The sequence below is a fragment of the Nocardiopsis sp. iso_238 genome, from assembly GCF_056173325.1.
Window position 1 is genome coordinate 3,079,204 of record NZ_CM149668.1, and the last position, 20,011, is coordinate 3,099,214.

18 protein-coding genes and 1 pseudogene are annotated in these 20,011 nt (G+C 72.5%); 12 read left to right on the forward strand and 7 right to left on the reverse strand.

The window, feature by feature from the left end:
* Nucleotides 1–168: 168 nt before the first annotated feature.
* Entirely contained in the window at nucleotides 169–1,494 is a 1,326-nt protein-coding gene (locus AC0VYL_RS13875) for an MFS transporter (protein WP_475483414.1), read from the forward strand.
* Between the two features lie 166 nt (nucleotides 1,495–1,660).
* The gene (locus tag AC0VYL_RS13880) at nucleotides 1,661–2,824 is read left to right on the forward strand and encodes a baeRF2 domain-containing protein (protein ID WP_475453030.1); all 1,164 of its coding nucleotides are present in this window, start codon (nucleotides 1,661–1,663) and stop codon (nucleotides 2,822–2,824) included.
* 58 nt (nucleotides 2,825–2,882) lie between these two features.
* Here AC0VYL_RS13880 and AC0VYL_RS13885 read toward each other — a convergent pair whose 3' ends face one another.
* Nucleotides 2,883–3,242 carry a VOC family protein gene (locus AC0VYL_RS13885; protein WP_475453032.1) on the reverse strand — a complete coding sequence of 120 codons (360 nt, stop codon included), beginning with the start codon at nucleotides 3,240–3,242 and terminating at the stop codon, nucleotides 2,883–2,885.
* Nucleotides 3,243–3,392: 150 nt separating this feature from the next.
* On the opposite strand from AC0VYL_RS13885, the gene AC0VYL_RS13890 reads away from it, so the two are divergent.
* The 5 genes from AC0VYL_RS13890 to AC0VYL_RS13910 all read left to right on the forward strand — a co-directional run bounded on the left by AC0VYL_RS13890 (nucleotide 3,393) and on the right by AC0VYL_RS13910 (nucleotide 8,135).
* Entirely contained in the window at nucleotides 3,393–4,310 is a 918-nt protein-coding gene (locus AC0VYL_RS13890) for an ATP-binding cassette domain-containing protein (RefSeq protein ID WP_475483415.1), read from the forward strand.
* Complete coding sequence (locus tag AC0VYL_RS13895) at nucleotides 4,307–5,095, forward strand: ABC transporter permease (RefSeq protein ID WP_475453036.1); 789 nt, start codon at nucleotides 4,307–4,309, stop codon at nucleotides 5,093–5,095. The genes AC0VYL_RS13890 and AC0VYL_RS13895 overlap by 4 nt, the downstream gene beginning before the upstream one ends.
* Before the next feature lie 9 nt (nucleotides 5,096–5,104).
* Nucleotides 5,105–6,337 (forward strand): sensor histidine kinase, encoded by a 1,233-nt coding sequence (locus AC0VYL_RS13900; RefSeq protein ID WP_475483416.1) that lies wholly within the window; start codon nucleotides 5,105–5,107, stop codon nucleotides 6,335–6,337.
* Nucleotides 6,325–6,969 (forward strand): response regulator, encoded by a 645-nt coding sequence (locus AC0VYL_RS13905; RefSeq protein ID WP_475453040.1) that lies wholly within the window; start codon nucleotides 6,325–6,327, stop codon nucleotides 6,967–6,969. Before AC0VYL_RS13900 ends, AC0VYL_RS13905 begins: the two co-directional genes overlap by 13 nt.
* Nucleotides 6,970–7,082: 113 nt before the next feature.
* A complete protein-coding gene (locus AC0VYL_RS13910; protein WP_475483417.1) occupies nucleotides 7,083–8,135 on the forward strand; it encodes a right-handed parallel beta-helix repeat-containing protein in 1,053 nt (350 codons plus the stop codon).
* A 72-nt stretch (nucleotides 8,136–8,207) separates the two neighbouring features.
* Here AC0VYL_RS13910 and AC0VYL_RS13915 read toward each other — a convergent pair whose 3' ends face one another.
* The 5 genes and pseudogenes from AC0VYL_RS13915 to AC0VYL_RS13935 all read right to left on the reverse strand — a co-directional run bounded on the left by AC0VYL_RS13915 (nucleotide 8,208) and on the right by AC0VYL_RS13935 (nucleotide 13,780).
* Nucleotides 8,208–9,488 (reverse strand): aspartate aminotransferase type Ic, encoded by a 1,281-nt coding sequence (locus AC0VYL_RS13915; protein ID WP_475453044.1) that lies wholly within the window; start codon nucleotides 9,486–9,488, stop codon nucleotides 8,208–8,210.
* 198 nt (nucleotides 9,489–9,686) lie between these two features.
* Nucleotides 9,687–10,650: pseudogene (locus AC0VYL_RS13920) on the reverse strand (exonuclease domain-containing protein).
* 67 nt (nucleotides 10,651–10,717) lie between these two features.
* The gene (locus AC0VYL_RS13925; RefSeq protein ID WP_475483418.1) at nucleotides 10,718–12,313 is read right to left on the reverse strand and encodes a serine/threonine-protein kinase; all 1,596 of its coding nucleotides are present in this window, start codon (nucleotides 12,311–12,313) and stop codon (nucleotides 10,718–10,720) included.
* A 130-nt stretch (nucleotides 12,314–12,443) separates the two neighbouring features.
* The gene (locus AC0VYL_RS13930) at nucleotides 12,444–13,310 is read right to left on the reverse strand and encodes an alpha/beta fold hydrolase (protein WP_475483419.1); all 867 of its coding nucleotides are present in this window, start codon (nucleotides 13,308–13,310) and stop codon (nucleotides 12,444–12,446) included.
* Nucleotides 13,307–13,780: a GbsR/MarR family transcriptional regulator gene (locus tag AC0VYL_RS13935; RefSeq protein WP_475483420.1), complete on the reverse strand. Its 474-nt coding sequence runs from the start codon at nucleotides 13,778–13,780 to the stop codon at nucleotides 13,307–13,309. The genes AC0VYL_RS13930 and AC0VYL_RS13935 overlap by 4 nt, the downstream gene beginning before the upstream one ends.
* A gap of 393 nt (nucleotides 13,781–14,173) precedes the next feature.
* On the opposite strand from AC0VYL_RS13935, the gene AC0VYL_RS13940 reads away from it, so the two are divergent.
* The 4 genes from AC0VYL_RS13940 to AC0VYL_RS13955 all read left to right on the forward strand — a co-directional run bounded on the left by AC0VYL_RS13940 (nucleotide 14,174) and on the right by AC0VYL_RS13955 (nucleotide 17,241).
* Entirely contained in the window at nucleotides 14,174–15,109 is a 936-nt protein-coding gene (locus tag AC0VYL_RS13940) for a metal ABC transporter substrate-binding protein (RefSeq protein ID WP_475483421.1), read from the forward strand.
* A 13-nt stretch (nucleotides 15,110–15,122) separates the two neighbouring features.
* Nucleotides 15,123–15,869 carry a metal ABC transporter ATP-binding protein gene (locus AC0VYL_RS13945; protein ID WP_475453057.1) on the forward strand — a complete coding sequence of 249 codons (747 nt, stop codon included), beginning with the start codon at nucleotides 15,123–15,125 and terminating at the stop codon, nucleotides 15,867–15,869.
* Nucleotides 15,857–16,753, forward strand: a complete 897-nt coding sequence (locus tag AC0VYL_RS13950; RefSeq protein ID WP_475483422.1) for a metal ABC transporter permease — start codon at nucleotides 15,857–15,859, stop codon at nucleotides 16,751–16,753. Before AC0VYL_RS13945 ends, AC0VYL_RS13950 begins: the two co-directional genes overlap by 13 nt.
* A gap of 65 nt (nucleotides 16,754–16,818) precedes the next feature.
* Nucleotides 16,819–17,241, forward strand: coding sequence for a DNA-binding protein (locus AC0VYL_RS13955; RefSeq protein ID WP_475453061.1), 423 nt, complete (start codon nucleotides 16,819–16,821; stop codon nucleotides 17,239–17,241).
* 218 nt (nucleotides 17,242–17,459) lie between these two features.
* On the opposite strand, the gene AC0VYL_RS13960 is transcribed toward AC0VYL_RS13955, so the two are convergent.
* A complete protein-coding gene (locus AC0VYL_RS13960) occupies nucleotides 17,460–18,269 on the reverse strand; it encodes a thioesterase family protein (protein ID WP_475483423.1) in 810 nt (269 codons plus the stop codon).
* 421 nt (nucleotides 18,270–18,690) lie between these two features.
* Between AC0VYL_RS13960 and AC0VYL_RS13965 the strand changes: the two genes are divergently transcribed.
* Nucleotides 18,691–20,001 (forward strand): DUF2716 domain-containing protein, encoded by a 1,311-nt coding sequence (locus AC0VYL_RS13965; protein ID WP_475483424.1) that lies wholly within the window; start codon nucleotides 18,691–18,693, stop codon nucleotides 19,999–20,001.
* Nucleotides 20,002–20,011 lie beyond the last annotated feature (10 nt).

Here is a 20,011-nt window from a genome sequence, read left to right on the forward strand (position 1 = left end):
CACCACCGACGTTAGGGACGCGGGCCCCGCCCGGACCCGACCGTTCCCGTTCACCTCCGGTCAGGTGCGGGCGAGGCGTCCCTCTGCTGGCGGGAGAACCGTCTGTCACCACCGCCTGCCACCCTCTACGGTGCCAGTCCGAGACCCCCACCCCCTTCGGAAGGTCGCATGTCCCAGAACGTCCAGCACACACCTCCGGACGAAGACGGCCGCCGCGCACCGTTGGGCGGACGGTTCCACCGACTCCTGGGGGCGGTGGGGTTGGGCAACATGGGCGACGGGATCGCGGTGGTGGCGCTGCCCTGGTACGCCACCACGCTCACCGACGACGCCTTCCTGGTCGCGTTGGTGGGCGCGGCCACCCGCCTGCCGTGGCTGTTCCTGGCCCTGGTCGCCGGGGTGGTGGGGGACCGGATGGACCGGCGCCGCCTCATGGTGGGCGCGGGGGCCGTCAAGGCGGTCCTGCTGGTGCTCCTGACCGCCGTCGTGGCCCTGGGAGTCGGGTCGATTCCCGTGTTGGTCCTGATCGCGCTGTTGGTGGGCGCGTGCGAGGTGTTCTTCGACAACACCGCGCAGTCGGTGGTGCCCTCGGTGGTGACACGCCCCCAGCTGGAGCGGGCCAACGGGCTCCTCCAGGCCGTGGAACACGTGCTCAACAAGTTCCTGGGCGCGCCGCTGGCGGGGGCGCTGCTGGCGGTGTCCACCGCCTGGGCCTTCGGCGTCCAGGCCGTTCTGGTCCTGCTCGCGGTGGTCTGCCTGGTCGGCCTGCGCGGTGACTTCCGCCCGGCGGGGGAGACCCCGCATGAGCGGCCCTCGATCGGAGCGATGCTGCGCGAGGGTCTGGTGTGGCTGTGGCGGCACCCGGTCCTGCGGCCGCTCGCCCTGGTCTCGGGGGCGTCCAACCTGGCGGCGGCGATGAACGGGGCCGTGCTGGTGCTCTTCGCCCAGGACGTGCTGGGCGTGGGCCCACAGGGCTACGGTCTGCTGATGACCGTCACCGCCGCCGGGGCGGTCACGGGCGCGCTCGTCATCCCCTCCTTCTCGGGTCGGATCCACCCCTCCGTCTCCATCGCCGTGGTCCTGGCGGTCCTGGGCGCGACCGCGCTGGCGGTGGGGCTGCTCCGCGACGTGTCGGCCTTCGTGGTCTGCTACTTCCTCACCGGGTTCGTCATCACCTGGTGGAACATCACCCTGATCTCCCTCATCCAGAGGCTGACACCCGACGGCATGCGGTCCCGGGTCTTCAGCGCCCACCGCACCGTCTCCTGGGGCCTGCTGTCCGTGGGCATGGGCCTGGGCGGGGCCCTGGTCTCCTTGCTGGAGGGTCCCTGGGGTCGTGAGTGGGCGCTGGCGGCCCCCTTCGTCACGGCGGGGCTGATCGGTCTGGCCCTTTCCCTGGTCTCCGTCGTGGTCCTGCCCCCGGGGAGGGTCGACCGCGCCCTGGCCGACGCCGAACCGCAGGGCGAGCCCGGGTCCGGCTTCCGGAAAGTCTGACCCCCGGAACGGGAGGATCGGGAAAAACCTGGAAATCTTCGGGCAACATCCGTGTCTGGATCGACGCGGCGCCCTTCCAACCCGCACCATGGCCCCACATGATGGCCCGCAGGCCGACCCCGAGAAGGAGGTGGGCGGGGCGGGGTACACACGCCCCGCAGACTCTATGGACCTTGGTTTTCTGCGACCTCTGTACGAAAGCGACGGCCCGGTGGCCTCGGTGCACCTGGACACCAGCCGTGACACCACGGACGCCGACAAGAAGATCGAACTGCGCTGGCGGCACCTGCGCGAGGAACTGGAGGCGCTCGGCACCGACGCGGCCACCCTCGACGTTCTGGAGGAGGCCGTGGGGGAGGGCAACTCCCGCGCCTTCGGTGACCACGGACAGGCGCTCTACGCCTCCGAGGGCAGGCTTCTGGGGGCGCACACCCTCGCCGTGCCGCCCTCGCAGGACCGGGCCTCGTTCCTGCCCGTCCCCGACGCGCTCCCCCTGGCGATCGACCGCGGTCGCCGCCTCCCCTACGTCCTCGTGGCCCTGGACCGGGTCAACGCCAAGGTGTTCGCCTACCCCAGCCACCCCACGCGCGGCCCCGTCATGGAGCTCGCCAACGAGGGTGAGAACATGCAGAACATCGACGGGGCGAGCCGCATCTTCCCCGGTCAACGCGGTGACGCCGGGGGGCGCCGCGCCGACACCGGCACCGCTCAGGACCGGTGGCGGGGCAACGCGGCCCAGGTGGCGGACCTCGTCCGCGAGGCCGTACGCAAGGTGGACGCGGCCGTGATCATCGCCGGTGGCGACGACGAGGCCATCGCCTACCTGCGCGACAACCTGGGCCCCCGTCAGCTCACCATCCCGATCAAGGTGGTCCCGGGCGGGCGCGGCGGCACCGACGCCGAGGAGCGCCTGCACGAGAACGCGGAGGAGTGCCTGCGCGAACTCATCCACGAGGAGCGGACCCGGGTCTACTCCGACTACCAGCGCAAGCTCGCCCACGACCAGGCGGTCAAGGGCACGACCTCCATCCTGCCGATGCTGTCGGAGGCCCGGGTGGAGACGCTTCTGCTGGGCGCCGACCGGGAGAACGAGCCCCAGCTGTGGGGGTCGTACCACTCGCCGGTCCTGGTGGACACCTCACCGAAGGGCCTGGACGACCCGAACGCCGGGTTCCGGGCACCGGCCAGCGCGCTCATGCTGCGCGCGGCGGTGATGTCCGACGCCGGTTTCACCGAGCTACCCGTGCCCGCACAGAGCGTCGACACCCGCACCGACCGCGAGACCCCGGACTCGGACGCCGGAGCCACGCTGCGTTTCCCCAAGCAGTAGCGTCCCGTCGGTGTGCCCCGTTCCCGCGCACGCGGGGGCGGGGCACACCCGTGCCCGGTCAGGAGTCCGCGAACACCCCCAGCTCGTTCCCGCTGGGGTCGGCGAAGTGGAAGCGCCGCCCACCGGGGAACGCGTAGGGGCCCTGGAGGACGCGGCCGCCCGCGCGTTCCACGGCCTCCACCGTGCGGTCCAGGTCCTCGGAGTAGAGCAGGACGAGGGGTCCGCCGCCGCGTACCTCGCCGCCCGGGTTGAGCCCGCCCACCTCGGAGGTGCCGTCGGGCGAGCGGATACCCGCGTAGGCGCCCCCGTAGTCGTTGAACCGCCACCCGAAGGCCTCGGTGTAGAACCGCTTGGCCTCCCCCAGATCGGTGACCGGGAGTTCCACGTAGTCGATGGCGTGGTGCCGCTGTTCACTCATACCCCGCATTGTCCTCGACGGGACCGACAGAACCGTGGAACACCACCCTGCGGTCAACCGCACCCCGTCTCGGCGGTCCGCCCCATGGTCCGGCCGGGGCTGCGGTTCCTAGCGTGGAGCCGACACCTCCGACCACACGACGGGACCGCCATGATCGCCCTGCGGGGACTGACCAAACGCTACGGGGGGACCCTGGCCGTCGACGGCCTGGACCTCACGGTGCGTCCCGGCCGCGTCACCGGCTTTCTCGGGCCGAACGGCGCGGGCAAGAGCACCACCCTGAGGATGGTCCTGGGCCTGGACCGTCCCACCTCGGGGGAGGCGCTGGTCAACGGGCGCCCCTACCGGGAACTGCGGTGGCCCCTGCACACCGTGGGCGCGGTCCTGGACGCCGCGGCGGTCCACCCGGGCCGTGGCGCCCGCGCGCACCTGCTGGCCCTCGCCCGGAGCCACGGCATCCCGAAGCGACGGGTGGACGAGGTGCTCGACACCGTGGGGCTGGCCGAGGCGGCCCGCCGCCGCGCGGGAGGGTTCTCCCTGGGGATGAGCCAGCGCCTGGGGATCGCCGCCGCGCTGCTCGGTGATCCCGAACTGCTCCTCCTGGACGAGCCGGTGAACGGCCTGGACCCCGACGGGGTGCGGTGGATCCGCGACCTCACGCGTTCACTGGCCGACGAGGGGCGCACCGTGTTCGTCTCCAGCCACCTGATGAGCGAGATGCAGCTGACCGCCGACCACCTCGTGGTGATCGGGCGCGGACGGCTGATCACCGACGCCCCCTTGGCGGAGGTTCTGGGCAACAGCGCCTGGACCGCGGTGAGGGTGCGCGCACCGCACCCCGAGGACCTGGTCAGCGTGTTGGAGACCGACGGAGCCCGGGTCGAACGGCCCTCCGCCAACGAGCTCGTGATCACCGGGGCCCGGATCGAGCGGGTGGGCGAGCTGGCCCACCGGTCGGGGGTGGCCCTGCACGAGCTCAGCAACCGTGACGCCACGCTGGAGCAGGCCTACCGCGAGCTCACCGCGGACAGCGTCCAGTACCGCTCCCTCGACGGGAGCCGCACGTGACCCGTCGCGCGCGACCGTTGGCGGGTGCGGTCGCCGCCGAGTGGGTCCGGTTCCGTTCGGTGCGCTCCACCTGGTGGGGGCTGGCCGCCGCCTTGGTCCTGATGGTGCTGGTGTCGGCCGCCGGGGCGGTCAACACGACCTCCGGTATGGATCGGGGGAGCGTGCCCGCGTCGGAGATGGCGCTGTACGGCGCCGTCTGGGCGGTCCAGTTCGTGCTGGTCGGCACCGCGCTGACCTTCGTCACGTCCGAGTACGCCCACGGATCGGTCCGGCTCTCACTCCAGGCCGTGCCCTCCCGGTGGCGGTGGTTCACCGCTAAGGCGATCGTCGTGGCGGTGGCGACCTTCACGGCCTCCCTGGGACTCGCGGTCGTGGGGACGCTCACCGCCCACCTGGTGATGGCGCACCCCCTGATGGGAGGGCACGGGACCCTGGTCCCCTCGGAGGCCGTCGCGGACGTGCTCCGCTGCGCGGTCTTCCTGACGCTCCTCTCACTGATGGGGCTGGGCGCGGGCACGGCCCTGCGTTCGGCGGCGGCCGCACTGACGGCGATGTTCCTGCTGGTCCTGGGCCTGCCGGTCATCACGCTCTTCTCACCGAACCCGTGGGTATCGGAGCTCTCCCTGCGGCTTCCCCTGACCGCAGGGATCGCCCTCCTCGACAACGCGCACGTCATCGGGCTGGAACGCTCGCTCTCCTGGACCGGTGGACTGGTGGTACTCATGTTCTGGGTCGCGGCCGCGTTGGCCGTCGGGGCGCTGGTCCTCCAGCGGCGGGACGCCTGAGGAGGGGACGTGGGAGTGGGACTGCGGCGGGTGTCCGCGCGCGCGGGCAGACGCGGGCGTGAGTTCGTGGGGCTGGTGGCGGGCGTCCGGGTGAGTGCGCTGACCCTGGTGTGGATGCTGGCCTCGGCGGGGGTCCTGCTGGCCGTCCCGGTGCGGCCAGCCGCGGGGAGGCGGATCGAGGAGTGGGCGACGCGGCTGTGCGAGCTGGACCTGGCACGGCTCTCCCGCTGGATGGGTACCACCGTCACGCTGCGGGCGGGCGGCCCCACCCGGGCGGTCCACCTGCTGTTGCGCCTGCCCGTGCACCTGGCCTCCCTGTACCTGCTGCTCTCCGTCGCCGCGCTGGTCCCGATCCTGGTCGTCGGTGTGGTGATCCAGGCCGTCACGGGCACCGCGACCCACGTGAACGCGGACTGGCCCGGTGTGGGGGTGGACGTCTCCAGCATCTCCCTCGGACTGACCGCCGCCCTCGCGGTCCTGGTGGTCACATGGTGGCTGGTCCCCGTCCTGGCCGAGGTCGACCGCTGGCTGGCACGCACGCTGCTCGGGCCCACCGAGGAGGACCTGATGCGGCGGCGTATCGAGGAGCTCACCCGGACCCGGTCCGGGATCGTGCGGGCGGTGGACCAGGAGAGGCGCCGGATCGAACGCGACCTGCACGACGGTGTCCAGCAGCGGGTGGTCGCCCTGGCCATGCTGTTGGGCCGGGCCCAGCGCCGCAGCGATCCCGCGCACGCCGCCGACCTGGTGCGGCAGGCCCACACCGAGTCACGGGTGCTGCTGGACGAGCTGCGCGAGGTCGCCTGGCGGATCTACCCGACGGCCCTGGACACCCTGGGGCTGGAGGCGGCCCTGACCGAGGCGGCCGAGCGCGGCCCGCTCCCGGTGACGGTCCGCTGCGACCTGCCCGCGCCCCTCCCGCAGGAACTGGCCACCGCCGTGTACTTCGTGGCCCGCGAGGCCATGACCAACGCCGCCAAGCACGCGCGGGCCGACGGGGTGATCGTCGACCTCGGCGTACGCGACTCCCGGGTGTGGCTGACCGTGTCCGACGACGGCCGGGGCGGCGCCGACCCCGGGGGCGACGGTCTGACCGGGCTGGCCCGTCGGGTCCGGGCACTGGACGGCACACTGGAGGTGCACAGCCCGCCGGGCGGCCCCACGACCGTGCGCGCGGCGCTGCCGCTGGACCGACCTCCTTCTTCCCTTTCCACGGACACGGAGCCCTCATGCGCCTGGTGATCGCCGACGACTCGGTCCTGCTCCGGGAGGGCCTGATCCGGCTGTTGGAGGAGGAGGGACACGAGGTCCTGGCGGCGGCCGAGGACGGCGAGGGACTGCTGGAGGCCGTCTCCGAACACCGCCCGGACGCCGCGGTGGTGGACGTGCGCATGCCGCCCACCCACACCGACGAGGGGCTTCGGGCGGCGCTGCGCATCCGCGCGGAGCACCCCGGGACGGCGGTCCTGGTGCTCTCGCAGTACGTGGAGCAGCGCTACGCCGCCGAGCTGCTCACCGGGGTCCCCGAACGCGTCGGATACCTGCTCAAGGACCGGGTGGCGCAGGTGGGCGAGTTCCTGGACGCCCTGGACCGGGTGGCCGCCGGGGGAGCCGCGTTCGACCCGGAGGTGGTCCGCCAGCTGCTGGCCCGGACCACGCGGACCGACCCGCTCGCCCGGCTGACCCCGAGGGAACGCGACGTCCTGGAGAACATGGCGCAGGGGCTGAGCAACACCGCCGTCGCGCAGCGGCTGTTCGTGTCGCTGAGCGCGGTGGAGAAGCACATCAACTCCATCTTCGACAAGCTGGAGCTGGCGCACACCCCCGAGTACAGCCGCCGGGTCCTGGCGGTCCTGCGGTTCCTCGGTTCCTGAGGGCGCGGGGCGGCGGCGCCCCCCTTGAAGGCTCAACGGACCCGCCCTAGGGTCGGTGGTCACACCCTCACCCACGGTGAGGTCCCCCGCCCCTCGACACGGAGGTCTGCCCCGTGCCCACCCCCCGCACCCGCCTGTCCCTCTGCCTGGCCGCCGCCGGAGCGGTCGCCCTGACGGCCCCGGCGCTCCCCGCGTACGCCGGTCCCGCCCCGGCCGACGTCCGGGTCTCGGACGGACCCGCCTTGGAGGAGGCCCTCGCCGGCGCCCAGCCGGGCCAGACCATCACCCTGGACAGCGGAGAGTACGTCGGCTCCTTCGTCGCCACCATCTCCGGGACCAGCGGTGCCCCCATCACCCTGACCGGCCCCTCCGACGCCGTCCTGGTCAACGACGAACCCGTCTCCGGCAGCGGCTGCCCCGCCCCCGACACCCACAGCAGCGGCTACGGCCTGTGGCTCTACGAGGCCGACCACTGGAACGTCCGGGGCATCACCGTCACCGACTCCAAGAAGGGGATCGTGATCGACCGCTCCGACCACGTCCACCTGAGCGACCTGGAGGTGCGGGGCATCGACGACGAGGGCGTGCACTTCCGTGGTTCCAGCTCGGATGGGTCCGTCCGCGACTCCCGCGTCTCCGACACCGGCCGGGTCCAGCCGGGCTTCGGTGAGGGGGTCTACCTGGGTTCGGCCCACAGCAACTGGGGCTGCCACGGGGGAGACGACGGGGTCGACCGCAGCGACCGCACCGAGGTCACCGGCAACCACTTCGGCCCCGACGTCCGGGGCGAGCACCTCGACGTCAAGGAGGGCACCCGCGACGGCCTGGTCTCCGGGAACACCTTCGACGGTCGCGGCCTCTCCGGCCAGAACTTCGCGGACAGCTGGGTGGACGTCAAGGGCAACGGCTACCTGTTCGAGCACAACACCGGCACCTTCGAGCGGCCCGGAGTGTTCGCGCACGGCTACACCAGCACGCAGCAGGTCGACGGTGCGGGCTGCGGCAACGTGTTCCGTGACAACCACTCCGACCTGGGCGGGGTCGGCGGCTTCGCGATCGCCCTGTGGAGCCAGTCCGACTGCGCGGACGAGCCCAACGTGGTGCACGCCTCCAACACCGTCACGAACGCGACCCGGGGGCTGACCAACGTCGACGTCACCCCCTGACCCCTCGCACGCGAGGCGCCCCCGACCGAACCCGGACGGGGGCGCCTCGCGGTCTCCGTGACCGCCGCGGGATCAGCCCTGCTCAGCGACCAGCTTCTCGGCGCCGACCAGGCGCACGCACACGGCCAGACCCTCGATGGCCTCCTCCAGCGCGTCCAGCTCCGGGAAGGAGGGCGCGATGCGGATGGTGCGGTCCTGCGGGTCGTCACCGTAGGGGTGGGTGGCCCCGGCGGGGGTGAGCGCGATCCCGGCCTCGGCCGCCCGGCGCACGACCTCGCGCGCGCAGCCGTCCAGGACGTCCAGGCGCACGAAGTAACCGCCCTTGGGGGTGGACCAGGTCGCCAGACCGGTGCCGCCGAGGCTCTTGGTGAGGACGCGCTCCACCGTCTCGAACTTGGGCTCCAGCAGCTCGCGGTGGCGGCGCATGTGGGCGCGCACGCCGTCGGCGTCGCCCAGGAACATGGCATGCCGGAGCTGGTTGACCTTGTCCGGGCCGATGGTCCGCTTGCCGGCGAGCCCCTGGAACCAGCTCACGTTGGCGGGGGAGGAACCCAGGAACGCGACCCCGGCACCGGCGAAGGTGACCTTGGAGGTGGACCCGAAGACCAGGACGCGGTCGGGGTTGCCGCTCTCGGCGCAGGCGGCGAGGACGTCGGCGATCTCCACCTCCTCGTCGGTGAGGTGGTGCACCGCGTAGGCGTTGTCCCAGAAGATCCGGAAGTCCGGGGCGGCGGTGGGCATGGCGGCCAGACGCCGCACGACCTCGTCGGAGTAGGAGACACCGTCGGGGTTGCTGTACTTGGGCACACACCAGATGCCCTTGATGTCGGCGTCGGCGCTCACCAGGCGCTCGACCACGTCCATGTCGGGTCCCTGGTCGGTCATCGGGACGGGGATCATCTCGATGCCGAAGCGCTCGCACAGGGCGAAGTGCCGGTCGTAGCCGGGGACCGGGCACAGGAACGCGATCCGCTCGGCGTCCGCCCAGCGACCGGTCCCGCCGGGCACCGTGCCCAGGAAGGCGTTGGCCAGGCTGTCGTGCATGAGCTCCAGGCTGGCGTTGCCCCCCGCGATCAGCTGCTCGACCGGGACCTGGAGGAGGTCCGCGAAGATCTCCCGCAGTTCGAGGAGGCCCTGGGGCGCGCCCGCGTAGTTGCGGCAGTCGGTACCGTCGGCGGCGGTGTAACGGCCGCGGGGCAGTTCGAGCAGTTCCGCGGACAGGTCCAGCTGGCGGGCGGACGGCTTGCCCCGGGTCAGGTTCAGGGAGAGTCCACGCTCGACCAGGGCGGCGTGGTCGCGCCGGGCCGACTCCAGGAGCTCGGAGGGCGGTGTGGGGCTGCTTGCGGTGGTCACGGGATGTTCCTTCCAATGGGACGCCCCCGGTGCGCCGCACGTCGTGGAACGGGGCGCACGGGGATTCGCACAGGAATTGTCCCAGATCGCGGGCGCGACGTCCCGGTCAGGTCGTCATCCCCGTGTCCGGCGGGCGCGCGGGGCCGCCAGGTCGGGTCCGGTTCGTCTCCTTCGACCGCGAGGAGCCCTCCGGAGGGTTCACGGGGCGGTGACCCCGAGGCGGACCATGAGTTCGGGCTCGGTGATGATGTCGATGCTCTGGCCCTTGGCGATGTAGGCCTCGGCCTGCCTGTGCTTGGACGTCTTGCCGCCGTGGTCGCTGTCGGCCACCACCAGGACGTCGGTCTTCTTGGTCACGTTCTTGGCGGGCTGGCCCCCGGCCTCCGCGGCGCTTCCACACCTCGGGCTTGTCCATGGAGCGCAGGTCCCCGGAGACGCACACCGTGCGGCCGTGGAGGGGACCGGCCGGGTCGGCGTCGGGGGAGGGTTCGGGGAGCGGGGTCTGCGCGGCCCGCTGCCACCGACCGAACCGGTCCTCGCGGGCGGGCGCGTCCACCACGGTGGGGACCGCCATCGGGACCGGTGCCGCCGCGAAGGCCTCCAGACGGCCCAGACGCAGCCCGCTGACCCGGCTGAGCTCGGACAGCGTGCCGGTGCCGTGGCGCCGCATGGCCGCGATCATGATGTGCGCGGCCGCCTCGGCGTCGGCGTCGGCCCGGTGGTGCCGGGTGATGGTGTGGCCCACGTGCGCGGACACCGTGGGCAGGCGGTGGTCGGGCAGGTCCCAGGTGCGCCGGGACAGCGCCAGGGTGCAGGCGTAGTCGAAGGCGGGCAGCGCCAGCCCGGTGTGGGCGCAGGCCTGGCGCAGCGCCCCCATGTCGAAGGGGGCGTTGTGCGCCACCAGCGCGCCGCCCTGGGCGAACTCGACCACCTGGTCGCGCACCTTCTCCCAGGTGGGGGCGTGGGCGACGTCGGCGGCGGTGATGCCGTGGACCGCGGTGTTGTGCCGGGAGAAGAACGACACCGGTTCCGGCGGCCGGATGAGGCTGGTGAACCGGTCGACCACCCGCCCCTCACTCACCCGGACCAGGCCCACGGCGCACACGCTGCCGCGGTCCTGGTTGGCGGTCTCGAAGTCGATCGCGGTCCAGGTGTGGGACACCCCCGCTACCTCCCTTGTACTCGCGTCGGAACGGGTCGAGCGTACCGGGGCCGGTGCACCACCGGAGTCAGAACGGGTCGAAGGAGGAGATCGCCTGCTCGCGCAGTGGCGCGTCCTCGTCCCAGAAGGCCTCGCCGGAGGTCCAGGCCAACGTGTAGTACTCGCCCTCGGCGGCGTTGATGTTGCGGGCCAGCAGGCGCCAGGCGCCCTCGCCCCGGTCCCAGCTGAACTCCCAGTCGGCGGCCGAGACGAAGGAGGTCTCGGAGGTGACGTCCTCCACCCTGATCCGCTCGTAACCGGGCAGCCGGTTCTCCGCGACGGAGTCGGCCTCCTGCTCCAGCACGTGCTCGTACTCGTCGTCGACCGAGTGGGGGGTGCGGTCGATCTGGAGGTAGGCGTTGGAGGTGGTGGAGTCGTAGTACACGCTGGCGCCGTTCGCGCGCCGCACCCAGCCGTCGGGGACCAGCAGGGCGAACCCGTCGGGGTCCTCGGTCCAGGTCATGCCCTCGGCGGAGGGGTGCGAACCCGGCTCCTCCACCGTGGCGCTGGCCCCGGGTACCCGGGGGTCGGCGTCCGCCCGGCCACTCCCGGCCCAGCGGTCGACCACCACCAGGGAGGCGGCGATCAGCAGGGCGGCCAGGCCCAGGGTGAGCACCACCACGGGCCAGGTCAGGCGCCGGGCGCTCCGGGGCGCGGGGTCCGCTGGTGCTGGTGCTGGTGCGGGGGTGGTCGGCGCGAGGGCAGCGGTCCCGCCCACGAGGCCGGTCGCTCCCAGCGGGCCGGAGGCCTCGTTCATGCCGGGGGCGGGCGGGGGAAGGTGGGCCACGGTCAGGGTCGAGGTGCCGCTCTCGCCCCGGGCGGCGGCGCTCAGCAGCGCCCGGCAGCCGGGACCGTCCAGACGGTGGGCGGGGTCCTTGACCAGCAACCCCCGGATCGCCTCGCCCAGCGGTCCGGGCAGGGACTCGGCCGGGTCCGAGGTGAGGACGGCGTGCAGGGTCGCCGGGACGCCCTCGCGCAGGAACGGCGACACCCCCGTGACCGCGTGGTACAGGGTGGCTCCGAGTGACCACAGGTCGCTGGCGGGGGTGGCGGGCTGGGAGTCGAGCCGTTCGGGGGCCACGTAGGCGGCGGAGCCCATCACCCCGGAGGTCTGGGTGACGGAGGCGGTGTCCACGATGGTGGCGATCCCGAAGTCGGTGAGCACCACCCGGCCGGAGGCGGTGACCATGACGTTCTCGGGTTTGACGTCGCGGTGGGTGATGCCCTGACCGTGGGCGGTCTCCAACGCGTCGAGCAGGCCCAGCGCCCAGGCGGCAGCCCGCTCCGGGGGGACCGGGCCCCGCTCGCGCACCAGGCGCAGCAGGGAGTCGCCGTCCAGGAGCTCCATGACGATCCACGGTCGGCCGTCGTCCTCGACGATGTCGAACACGGTCACGATGTTGGGGTGCTGGCCCATGGCGGTGGCCTGGGCCTCGCGGCGCGCGCGGGCGGTCACCCGGGCCCGCTCCTCCTCGTCCAGGCCCGGCCCCAGGAGGATCTCCTTCACCGCCACGGGGCGGTTGAGCCCGTTGTCGTGTGCTCGCCACACGCGGCCCATGCCTCCCCGCCCGACCTCGGAGTGCAGTTCGTAGCGCTCGCGCAGTGTGCGGTGGGGAAGGACCACCAGGGACTCCTGTGGGGACGGGGCCGAACGTGAGGGGGACGTGCTGGCCGCGGGGGCGGGGCGGGAGTTCACACGTCAGGGCGCCCATTGTAGGAAGGAACGGACCCCGGGGCGCACTTCGGTCGTCGGGTCAGGCCTCGCCCTCCGCCAGGAAGTCCCTGACCAGTCGGTTCACCACCTGGGGCGACTGTCGGTTGACCCAGTGCCCCTGACCCGCGAGGAGTTCCAGGCGGGCCCCGGGCACCGCGTGGGCGGCGGCGACGGTGGTGGCGGGCCGCACGCCCCGGTCCTGGTCCCCCTGGACGAAGAGCGCCGGGCAGCGGATCTCGCCCAGGCGGGGTCGCAGGTCCACGTTCATCCGCCACGGGCCGATGGAGGCGTTCTGCCAGTCGGAGGAGCCCGCGCCGTGGGCCGCCATCTCGGCCATCACCTCGTCGACGACCTGGTCCTGGTCGGGGGCGGGCCCGGCGAACAGCCCTGCGCGGACGAAGGCCTCGACCCTCCTCCGGTCACCGACCATCATCCCGGGCAGGGTGGTGTTGAGCAGGCGGCTCCGGGAGACGAGCCACAGGAGCTGGTGGTAGACGGGCGGGAAGGACAGGATGCCCGCGGGCGCCATGGCGACGAGGCGTTCCACGCGGTCGGGGTGGTCGATGGCGGTGGCCAGGGTCATCGCCCCGCCCTGGGACAGGCCGACGACGGCGGCGCGGTCGACACCGAAGCGGTCCAGGGTCGCGGTCACGCAGCGTTGGAGGGCGCCGTGGTCGGCCCGGCCGTTCCACGGGGTGCTCAGGCCCTGTTTGGGCCAGTCCGGGGCGATGACGCGGTGGTCCCGGGCGAGGTCGGGGATGAGGTGTCGCCAGCTCATCGTGGCGCTGTCCACGCCCGCGCCGCTCAGCAGCAGCACGGGCGGCGCGTGTTCGGGGCCCTCCACGACGACGCTCAGGCGCCCCTCGGGCAGCCGTACGTGCTCGCGGTGGAAGTCGGGTGCGCTCATCCGTGGTCCTCCCGTCGGTCCCGCCAGCGCTGGAGCATGGCGGGGAGTTCGGTCTCCAGGAACCCGTAGAGCTCGTGGACGTTGGCCAGGCGCTCGCGGCGTTCGGGCGGGGCGTCCCGCAGGGTCTCCAGTCCGCGTTCGGTGACCCGGCGGAAGCTGGTGGCCAGGGCGTAGCGGCGCTCCAGCATGCGGCTCCAGCCGTCGGCGGCGATCCGGAAGTACTCCTGCCGCTCGCCGCGCTTGCGTACCCCCTCGACCAGTCCGCTGGGGGTGAGCATGCGGGTGGCGGTGCTGATGGAGCTGCGGCTGACCTGGAGCACCTCGGCCAGGCGCGCGGCGCTCTGTTCGGGCGGATCGCTGATCAGCAGCCAGCCGATGACCCGGCCGGAGATCAGCGGCAGGCCCTCGTCTTCGAAGAACACGGCGACGTCGTCGACGAAGGCCAGTTCCTCCTCGGTAGGTTCACTCATACGAGCAGATTACAGTCATTGCAGTCATGACTGCAATGACTGTAATGGAGGCGTGGTCCACTCCGAACGGGCGCTGCCAGCCGGTTCCCGCCGAGGATGTCCATCTGAAGAACGCGAACGTCACGGCGACGGCCGAGGTGCGGCGCGACCGTCCCGCAGCCGGGCATCCGCCACACCTCGCAGCCGGGCACGGTGTCGCCGCCCGAGGCCGCGAGTGCGCCGGGGAGGTCGCGGCGGTCACCTGGGGCCCCGTGGCGGCGGACGGGACGCTTCGCGCGACGGGCGGGGGAGGGGCGTCCGGCTACGGCCACGTGCATCGGACGCCCCCGCCCCCAGCAGGTCGGCCTCGGCGCCCGGATGCGAGGTTTGGCCCGCTTGTGGTAAAAGTTAGGCGTGCCGAACTTTAGAGATGGGTTCTCTTCAAACGCCTGGTCGACCATGATCCCCGGGGTTGCCCTCACCCTGGCCCTCAGCGCCTGCTCCACCACCGCCGGTACCGACCGCGACGACGGCCGCCTCCTCGTCCTGACCACCTTCACCGTCATCGCGGACATGGCCGAGAACGTCGCCGCCGGTCGGGTCGAGGTCGCCTCCCTCACCCGGCCCGGCGCGGAGATCCACGGTTACGAACCCACCCCCGACGACCTCGTGCGCGGCCAGGACGCCGACCTCATCCTGGAGAACGGCCTGGGCCTGGAGGCCTGGTTCCAGCAGTTCACCGACCGCGTGGACGCCCCCACCGCCGTGCTGAGCGAGGGCATCGACACCATCCCCGTCTCCTCTGGCGGCTACGAGGGAGAACCCAACCCGCACGCCTGGATGTCCCCCGACAACGCCCTCGTCTACGTCGACAACATCCGCGACGCCCTCACCGAACTCGACCCCGGGGGCGAGGCGGCCTACGCCGAGGCCGCCGAGGCCTACAAGGAGGAGATCTCCGAGGTCGGCACCTACCTGGACACCGAGCTCTCCGAGGTCCCCGAGTCCTCCCGAGCCCTGGTCACCTGCGAGGGCGCCTTCTCCTACCTGGCCCGCGACGCCGGACTGACCGAGCGCTACCTGTGGCCGGTCAACGCCGAACGCGAGGGCACCCCCCAGCAGATCGCCGCCGTCTCCGAGTTCGTCCGGGACAACGACGTGCCCACCGTGTTCTGCGAGAGCACCGTCAACGACAGCGCCCAGCGCTCCGTGATCCGCGAGACCGGGGCCGCCATGGGGCAGACCCTCTACGTCGACTCGCTCTCCGAGGCCGACGGCCCCGTCCCCACCTACCTCGACCTGCTCCGCCACGACGCGGAGGCCATCGTCGCCGGACTGACCGGCCCGTGAGGAAGGAGACGCCGTGACCGCCGCCATCGAGGTCACCGGGGCCACCGTGCGCTACGGCGACGTCCTCGCCCTGGACGACGTCCACCTGTCCGTGGAGCCCGGCCGGGTGTGCGGACTGCTGGGCATGAACGGCTCGGGCAAGTCCACCCTGTTCAAGACCGTCCTCGGCCTGGTCCCCGTCGACCAGGGCCGGGTCCGCCTGCTGGGCATGGGCAGCACCGCCGCCCGCCGCAAGGGCCTGGTCGGCTACGTCCCCCAGTCCGAACAGGTGGACTGGGCCTTCCCCGTGCGGGTGCGCGACGTGGTCATGATGGGCCGCTACGGGCACATGGGCCGCAGACGCCGCGCCCGGCCCGCCGACCGCGAGGCCGTGGACCACGCCCTGGCGCGCACGGACCTCACCGATCTGGCGGACCGCCAGATCGGGGCGCTCTCCGGGGGCCAGCGCAAACGCGCCTTCGTCGCGCGCGCCATCGCCCAGGAGGCCGACGTGCTGCTCCTGGACGAACCCTTCGCGGGCGTGGACAGGCGCTCGGAGGCCACCATCACCGACCTGCTCCTGCAACTGCGCCAGACCGGGCACACCCTGCTGGTGTCCACCCACGACCTCGCCCAGGTACCGGTGCTGTGCGACGAGGCCGTCCTGCTCCAACAGCGCGTGATCGCCCACGGTCCGCCCGAGGAGGTCCTGCGACCGGACGTGCTCCTGGAGGCGTTCGGCATCCACCCCAGTGAGGAGCGACGCTCGTGGACGTCCTGATGGCGGTCGTGGAATGGTTCGCGGTGCCGATGCGGTTCGAGTTCGTGCAGCGCGCACTGCTGGTGAGCGTGGTCGCGGGCGTGGTCTGCGCGGTGCTCTCCTGCTGGATGACCCTGGTGGGCTGGTCGCTGATGGGCGACGCGGTCTCGCACGCGGTGCTGCCCGGCGTGGTGCTCTCCTACATGTTCGGGATGCCCTTCGCGCTGGGCGCCCTGGTCTTCGGCGGGGGTTCGGTGGCGCTGATCGGCGTGGTCAACCGCACCTCCCGGGTCAAGGAGGACGCGGTGATCGGCGTGGTCTTCACCGCCATGTTCGCCCTGGGGCTGGTGATGATCTCGCGGGTGCCCAGCCAGACCGACCTCAGCCACATCCTGTTCGGCAACGTGCTGGGGGTCTCCGACGCCGACATCCTCCAGGTGCTGATCCTGGCCGCCGTGGTGCTGGCCGTGGTCTGGTACAAGCACCGCGACCTGACGATGTACGCCTTCGACCCGGTCCACGCGCACGCCATCGGCGTCAACCCGCGCCTGCTGGAGACCCTGCTGCTGGGTCTGCTGTCGGTGACGGTGGTGGTGGCGCTCCAGGCGGTGGGGATCATCCTGGTCGTGGCCATGGTGATCATCCCCGGCGCCACCGCCTACCTGCTCACCGACCGCTTCGAGCGGATGCTGCTGATCTCGGCGGGGATCGCCGTCGTCGCCGCCGTGGCGGGGGTGTTCACCAGCTTCCACCTGAACGTGTCCACGGGTGGCTGCATCGTGCTCTCCCAGGCGATCGCGTTCACCCTCGCCTACCTGTTCTCCCCCCGGCAGGGGCTGGTCTGGAAGGGCCGTGCCGCCCGTGCGCTGCGGGCGCGAGGCAGGGGGACCCGCGTCCTCGACTGAGCCGATGAACAATCCGTTCAAAACACTTTGTTGACAACCAAATGTTGGCAACACATAGTGGACCCATGGAGAACACACACGACGCCTTCACCCGACCCGACCCGGAACAGGCCCGGCGCAAACGCGTCCACGAGGCCCTCTTCCGCATCACCGAACGGCACTCCACCGGAGAGGACCGCGCCCGCTGGACCCGGTCGCACATGCCGATGTCCCCCCACGAGGCCATCCGCCGCGTCAGCGACCTGGCCGCGGGCAGCGCCCTCCCCGACGAGGGCGCCCCGGCCGTGGACCAGGACGACCTCACCGCCGCGCTGACCCTGGTCCCCTGGGCCCGGGCCGAGTTCGACCAGCTGGAGTCGGGGCTGCTCACCATGGCCAAGGGGCGCGGCATGACCTGGCAGGAGATCGCCTTCGGCCTGGGGCTGGGCACGGCGCAGGCCGCCCGGCAGCGCCAGGAACGCCTGACCCGGCGCACCGAGGAGGACTAGGCGGCTGACCGGGCGCCGCGCGCGGCCGTCCCGGGGTGGTCAGGGACGTCACCCTCAGGCCCACGATCACCGCGCGGGCGAGGGCGCAGCGGACCTGCGGGCCTGGACGACGGAGGGCATCGGGCCACTCCCGCCGGACGGGGCGCTCGTGACCCAACGGCGGTTCCACGCCCCGCGACGGCCCCGCGACGGCCCCGGGCCGGTCGCGGGGCGGGAGGTCACAGGAGCATGGCGAGCTGGCGGGCCTGGGCGACCAGGATGCCCCGGCTGTCCCAGATCTCCATGTCCTCCTCGTGGAGGCTGTTGGCGACGTGCCTGGTGGAGACCCGGCAGGCCAGCCAGCCGGGGGCGGGCCTGGCGCGCACGTGGGTGGTCAGTTCCACGGTGATCGTGCTGAACTCACCGATCTCCAGGACCGCCGGGACGGCGAAGTCGACCATGGCGGGCAGCGAGTGCACGTCGGCGTCGCGGCCGTCGGCGAACCGCATCCAGAAGTCGGTGCGGGGCCGGCCGTCCTTCTTCCCGTCGAGCCACCCGGGGCGCTCGGGGTAGCGGTAGTCGACGCGCTGGGCGATCGTCAGGCCCTCGTGCGCGCCCGAGAACTCCGGGGGCAGGTAGCAGTCCTCCGGGGCGGGCAGGTCCGGCGGGCCCTCCAGGTGCAGCTCCCGGCCCTCGGCGGTGAGGTCGCCGTAGGTGGCGGTGGCGCGCAGGATCTCCTTGCCGCCCTGTTCCGCGACGACCGCGCCGGTGGCCGTGCGGCGCCCCTCGCGGACGGTCTCGGTGCGCAGCACCGCCGGGCCGGGGGCGGCGGGGCGCAGGAAGAAGGCGGAGACCACGAGGGGGTCGGGTTGGGTGAGGGTCTGGCCCAGGGCGTTGAGGGCCGTCCCCAGGACGTAGCCGCCGTTGGGGTGTGAGGTGAACGTGGTCCAGTCGTCGGTGAGGGTGGCTGTGAACTCGCCGTCGGCACGCTTCTCGACCCGGGTGTCCTGGTCGAACTCGTAATCCTCGGCGGGGTGGTCAAGGCTCATACGACAATGTTACCGGTGGGTAGAACTCGAGGCCACAGTAGAACCGAACGGGATTCTGTTCCGTCCCGGGATCCTCGATGCCCCTGACGCAACGTCGGGCCCCACCTTCGTCACGCCCCCTCGGTCCAGGGAAGAGGTCTCCCGGACGGCGCTCCGCCTCCAGCATCGACGCCTATGGCAAGAGCCCTGAGCCGGTACCGCGCGAGTGTTCGCCGCCAACACAGCCCGACACGGGGGCTGGATCCGACCGGGACTGACCGGGCCCGGGAACGACCGGCGAGGTTACGGACCCGCTCCGACAAACGGACACCGACGCCCCGGCTTCCGGCCACCTCAGAGCCGCGCGCGGTGGGTCACCCCACCCCGAGACTGGCAGAATGGGCCGCCCCCTCCGCTCCCTCACCCCTCCTGGCTGTCAACCTTGCACGAGCTCCGCCATGCCTACGACACCCATCTGCGCGGCCACCTGCCCTCCCCGTCCCAGGCCGGTGCGGTGCACCTGTGGGACCGGCACGTGGACGGCGGACGCCTCGTCCGCACCCACTACGGCACCCACGGCGTCGTCGACCACGGCCCCCTGCCGAGCGGAACCGATCTGCCCGCGCTGGTCGCCCGCCAGCGGAACCGGTTCGAGGCGCACACTGAACCCGCCCACTGGCCCGTGCACGCCCACGACCCGCCCGCCCTGACCCGTGCCCTGGACGCGGCCGGGTTCGTTCCGGGCCCCGAGAGATCCGTCCTGGTCGCGGCGCTCACCGACCTCCCCTCCGCGCCGCCCCCGCAGGAGGAACGGCTCCGGGAGAACGACCGGGTGTCCGCCCAGGCCGTCCGACGCCTGGCCGCCGCCTCCGGACCGCACCGGCGCTCCCTGACCGAACACGAGGCGGACGGCAGCGCCTTCGAGAAACGGACCCTCACCCTGGTGCACGAGGCCCACGTACGCGCCGCCAGCTGGGCCACCCTGCACACCGGGACCCCCTTCGTGGTCCTGGAGGGGATGACGGCGCCCCGCGCCGAGTTCCTGGGGGAGTGGGCCCGGCACGCGAGCTCCGGCCGCGTCCTGCCCCTGTGGTGGGTGTGGACCCAGGCCGAGGCCCGCCTCATGGCCGCCGAGGCCGACCCCCAGGCCCAACCCGACCTGCACGAACTACTCCTGACCTCGGGATTCCGGGAGGTCGCCACCGTACGCACCCACACCTGGGTCCCGCCCGGCGCACCCGCCCCGACCCGGCCGGTCACCGAGCTCCACGACGACCCCGAACACGACGACCTGTGGGACCGGTTCACCGAACGCTTCTTCTTCACCCCCAGCACCACGGTCTTCCCCGGCATCGTCGAGCCCACCCCCTCCGTGACCTGGTCCGCCCACGCCGTGGCCGGGAACCCCGACCACCTCTCCGAACTGAACCGGGTGGTACGGCGCGCACTCGCCGCCAGCGTCCCGGAGGGCGAACACCTCTACTCCCTGGGGTGGCAGCACACCGGGCGCCGGTACGACCCCCGCAGAGTCGGCGGAGACGAACAGCCCCGCCACCCCGCACACACGTTCCCCGACGGCGACTACCACATCAACCTCGCCGGGGACCTGCGTCTGGGGACCTTCGGGCACCCCTGGGAACACGACCAGGGGACCCTGTGCGTGTTCGGCCGCGAACTGCTGGCCGAGGTGGAGACGGACCTCGACCGGCTGCTGGGCGCACCTCTACGCAGGGACGGCCGACGGATCCGCTGACCCGGCCGGG

What these genes read in the sequence shown, in the direction of transcription:
- AC0VYL_RS13875 (WP_475483414.1), top strand. Translation starts at nt 169, where the DNA reads ATGTCCCAGAACGTCCAGCACACACCTCCGGACGAAGACGGCCGCCGC.
- AC0VYL_RS13880 (WP_475453030.1), top strand. Translation starts at nt 1,661, where the DNA reads ATGGACCTTGGTTTTCTGCGACCTCTGTACGAAAGCGACGGCCCGGTG.
- AC0VYL_RS13885 (WP_475453032.1), bottom strand. Translation starts at nt 3,242, where the DNA reads ATGAGTGAACAGCGGCACCACGCCATCGACTACGTGGAACTCCCGGTC.
- AC0VYL_RS13890 (WP_475483415.1), top strand. Translation starts at nt 3,393, where the DNA reads ATGATCGCCCTGCGGGGACTGACCAAACGCTACGGGGGGACCCTGGCC.
- AC0VYL_RS13905 (WP_475453040.1), top strand. Translation starts at nt 6,325, where the DNA reads ATGCGCCTGGTGATCGCCGACGACTCGGTCCTGCTCCGGGAGGGCCTG.
- AC0VYL_RS13930 (WP_475483419.1), bottom strand. Translation starts at nt 13,310, where the DNA reads ATGAGCGCACCCGACTTCCACCGCGAGCACGTACGGCTGCCCGAGGGG.
- AC0VYL_RS13935 (WP_475483420.1), bottom strand. Translation starts at nt 13,780, where the DNA reads ATGAGTGAACCTACCGAGGAGGAACTGGCCTTCGTCGACGACGTCGCC.
- AC0VYL_RS13955 (WP_475453061.1), top strand. Translation starts at nt 16,819, where the DNA reads ATGGAGAACACACACGACGCCTTCACCCGACCCGACCCGGAACAGGCC.
- AC0VYL_RS13960 (WP_475483423.1), bottom strand. Translation starts at nt 18,269, where the DNA reads ATGAGCCTTGACCACCCCGCCGAGGATTACGAGTTCGACCAGGACACC.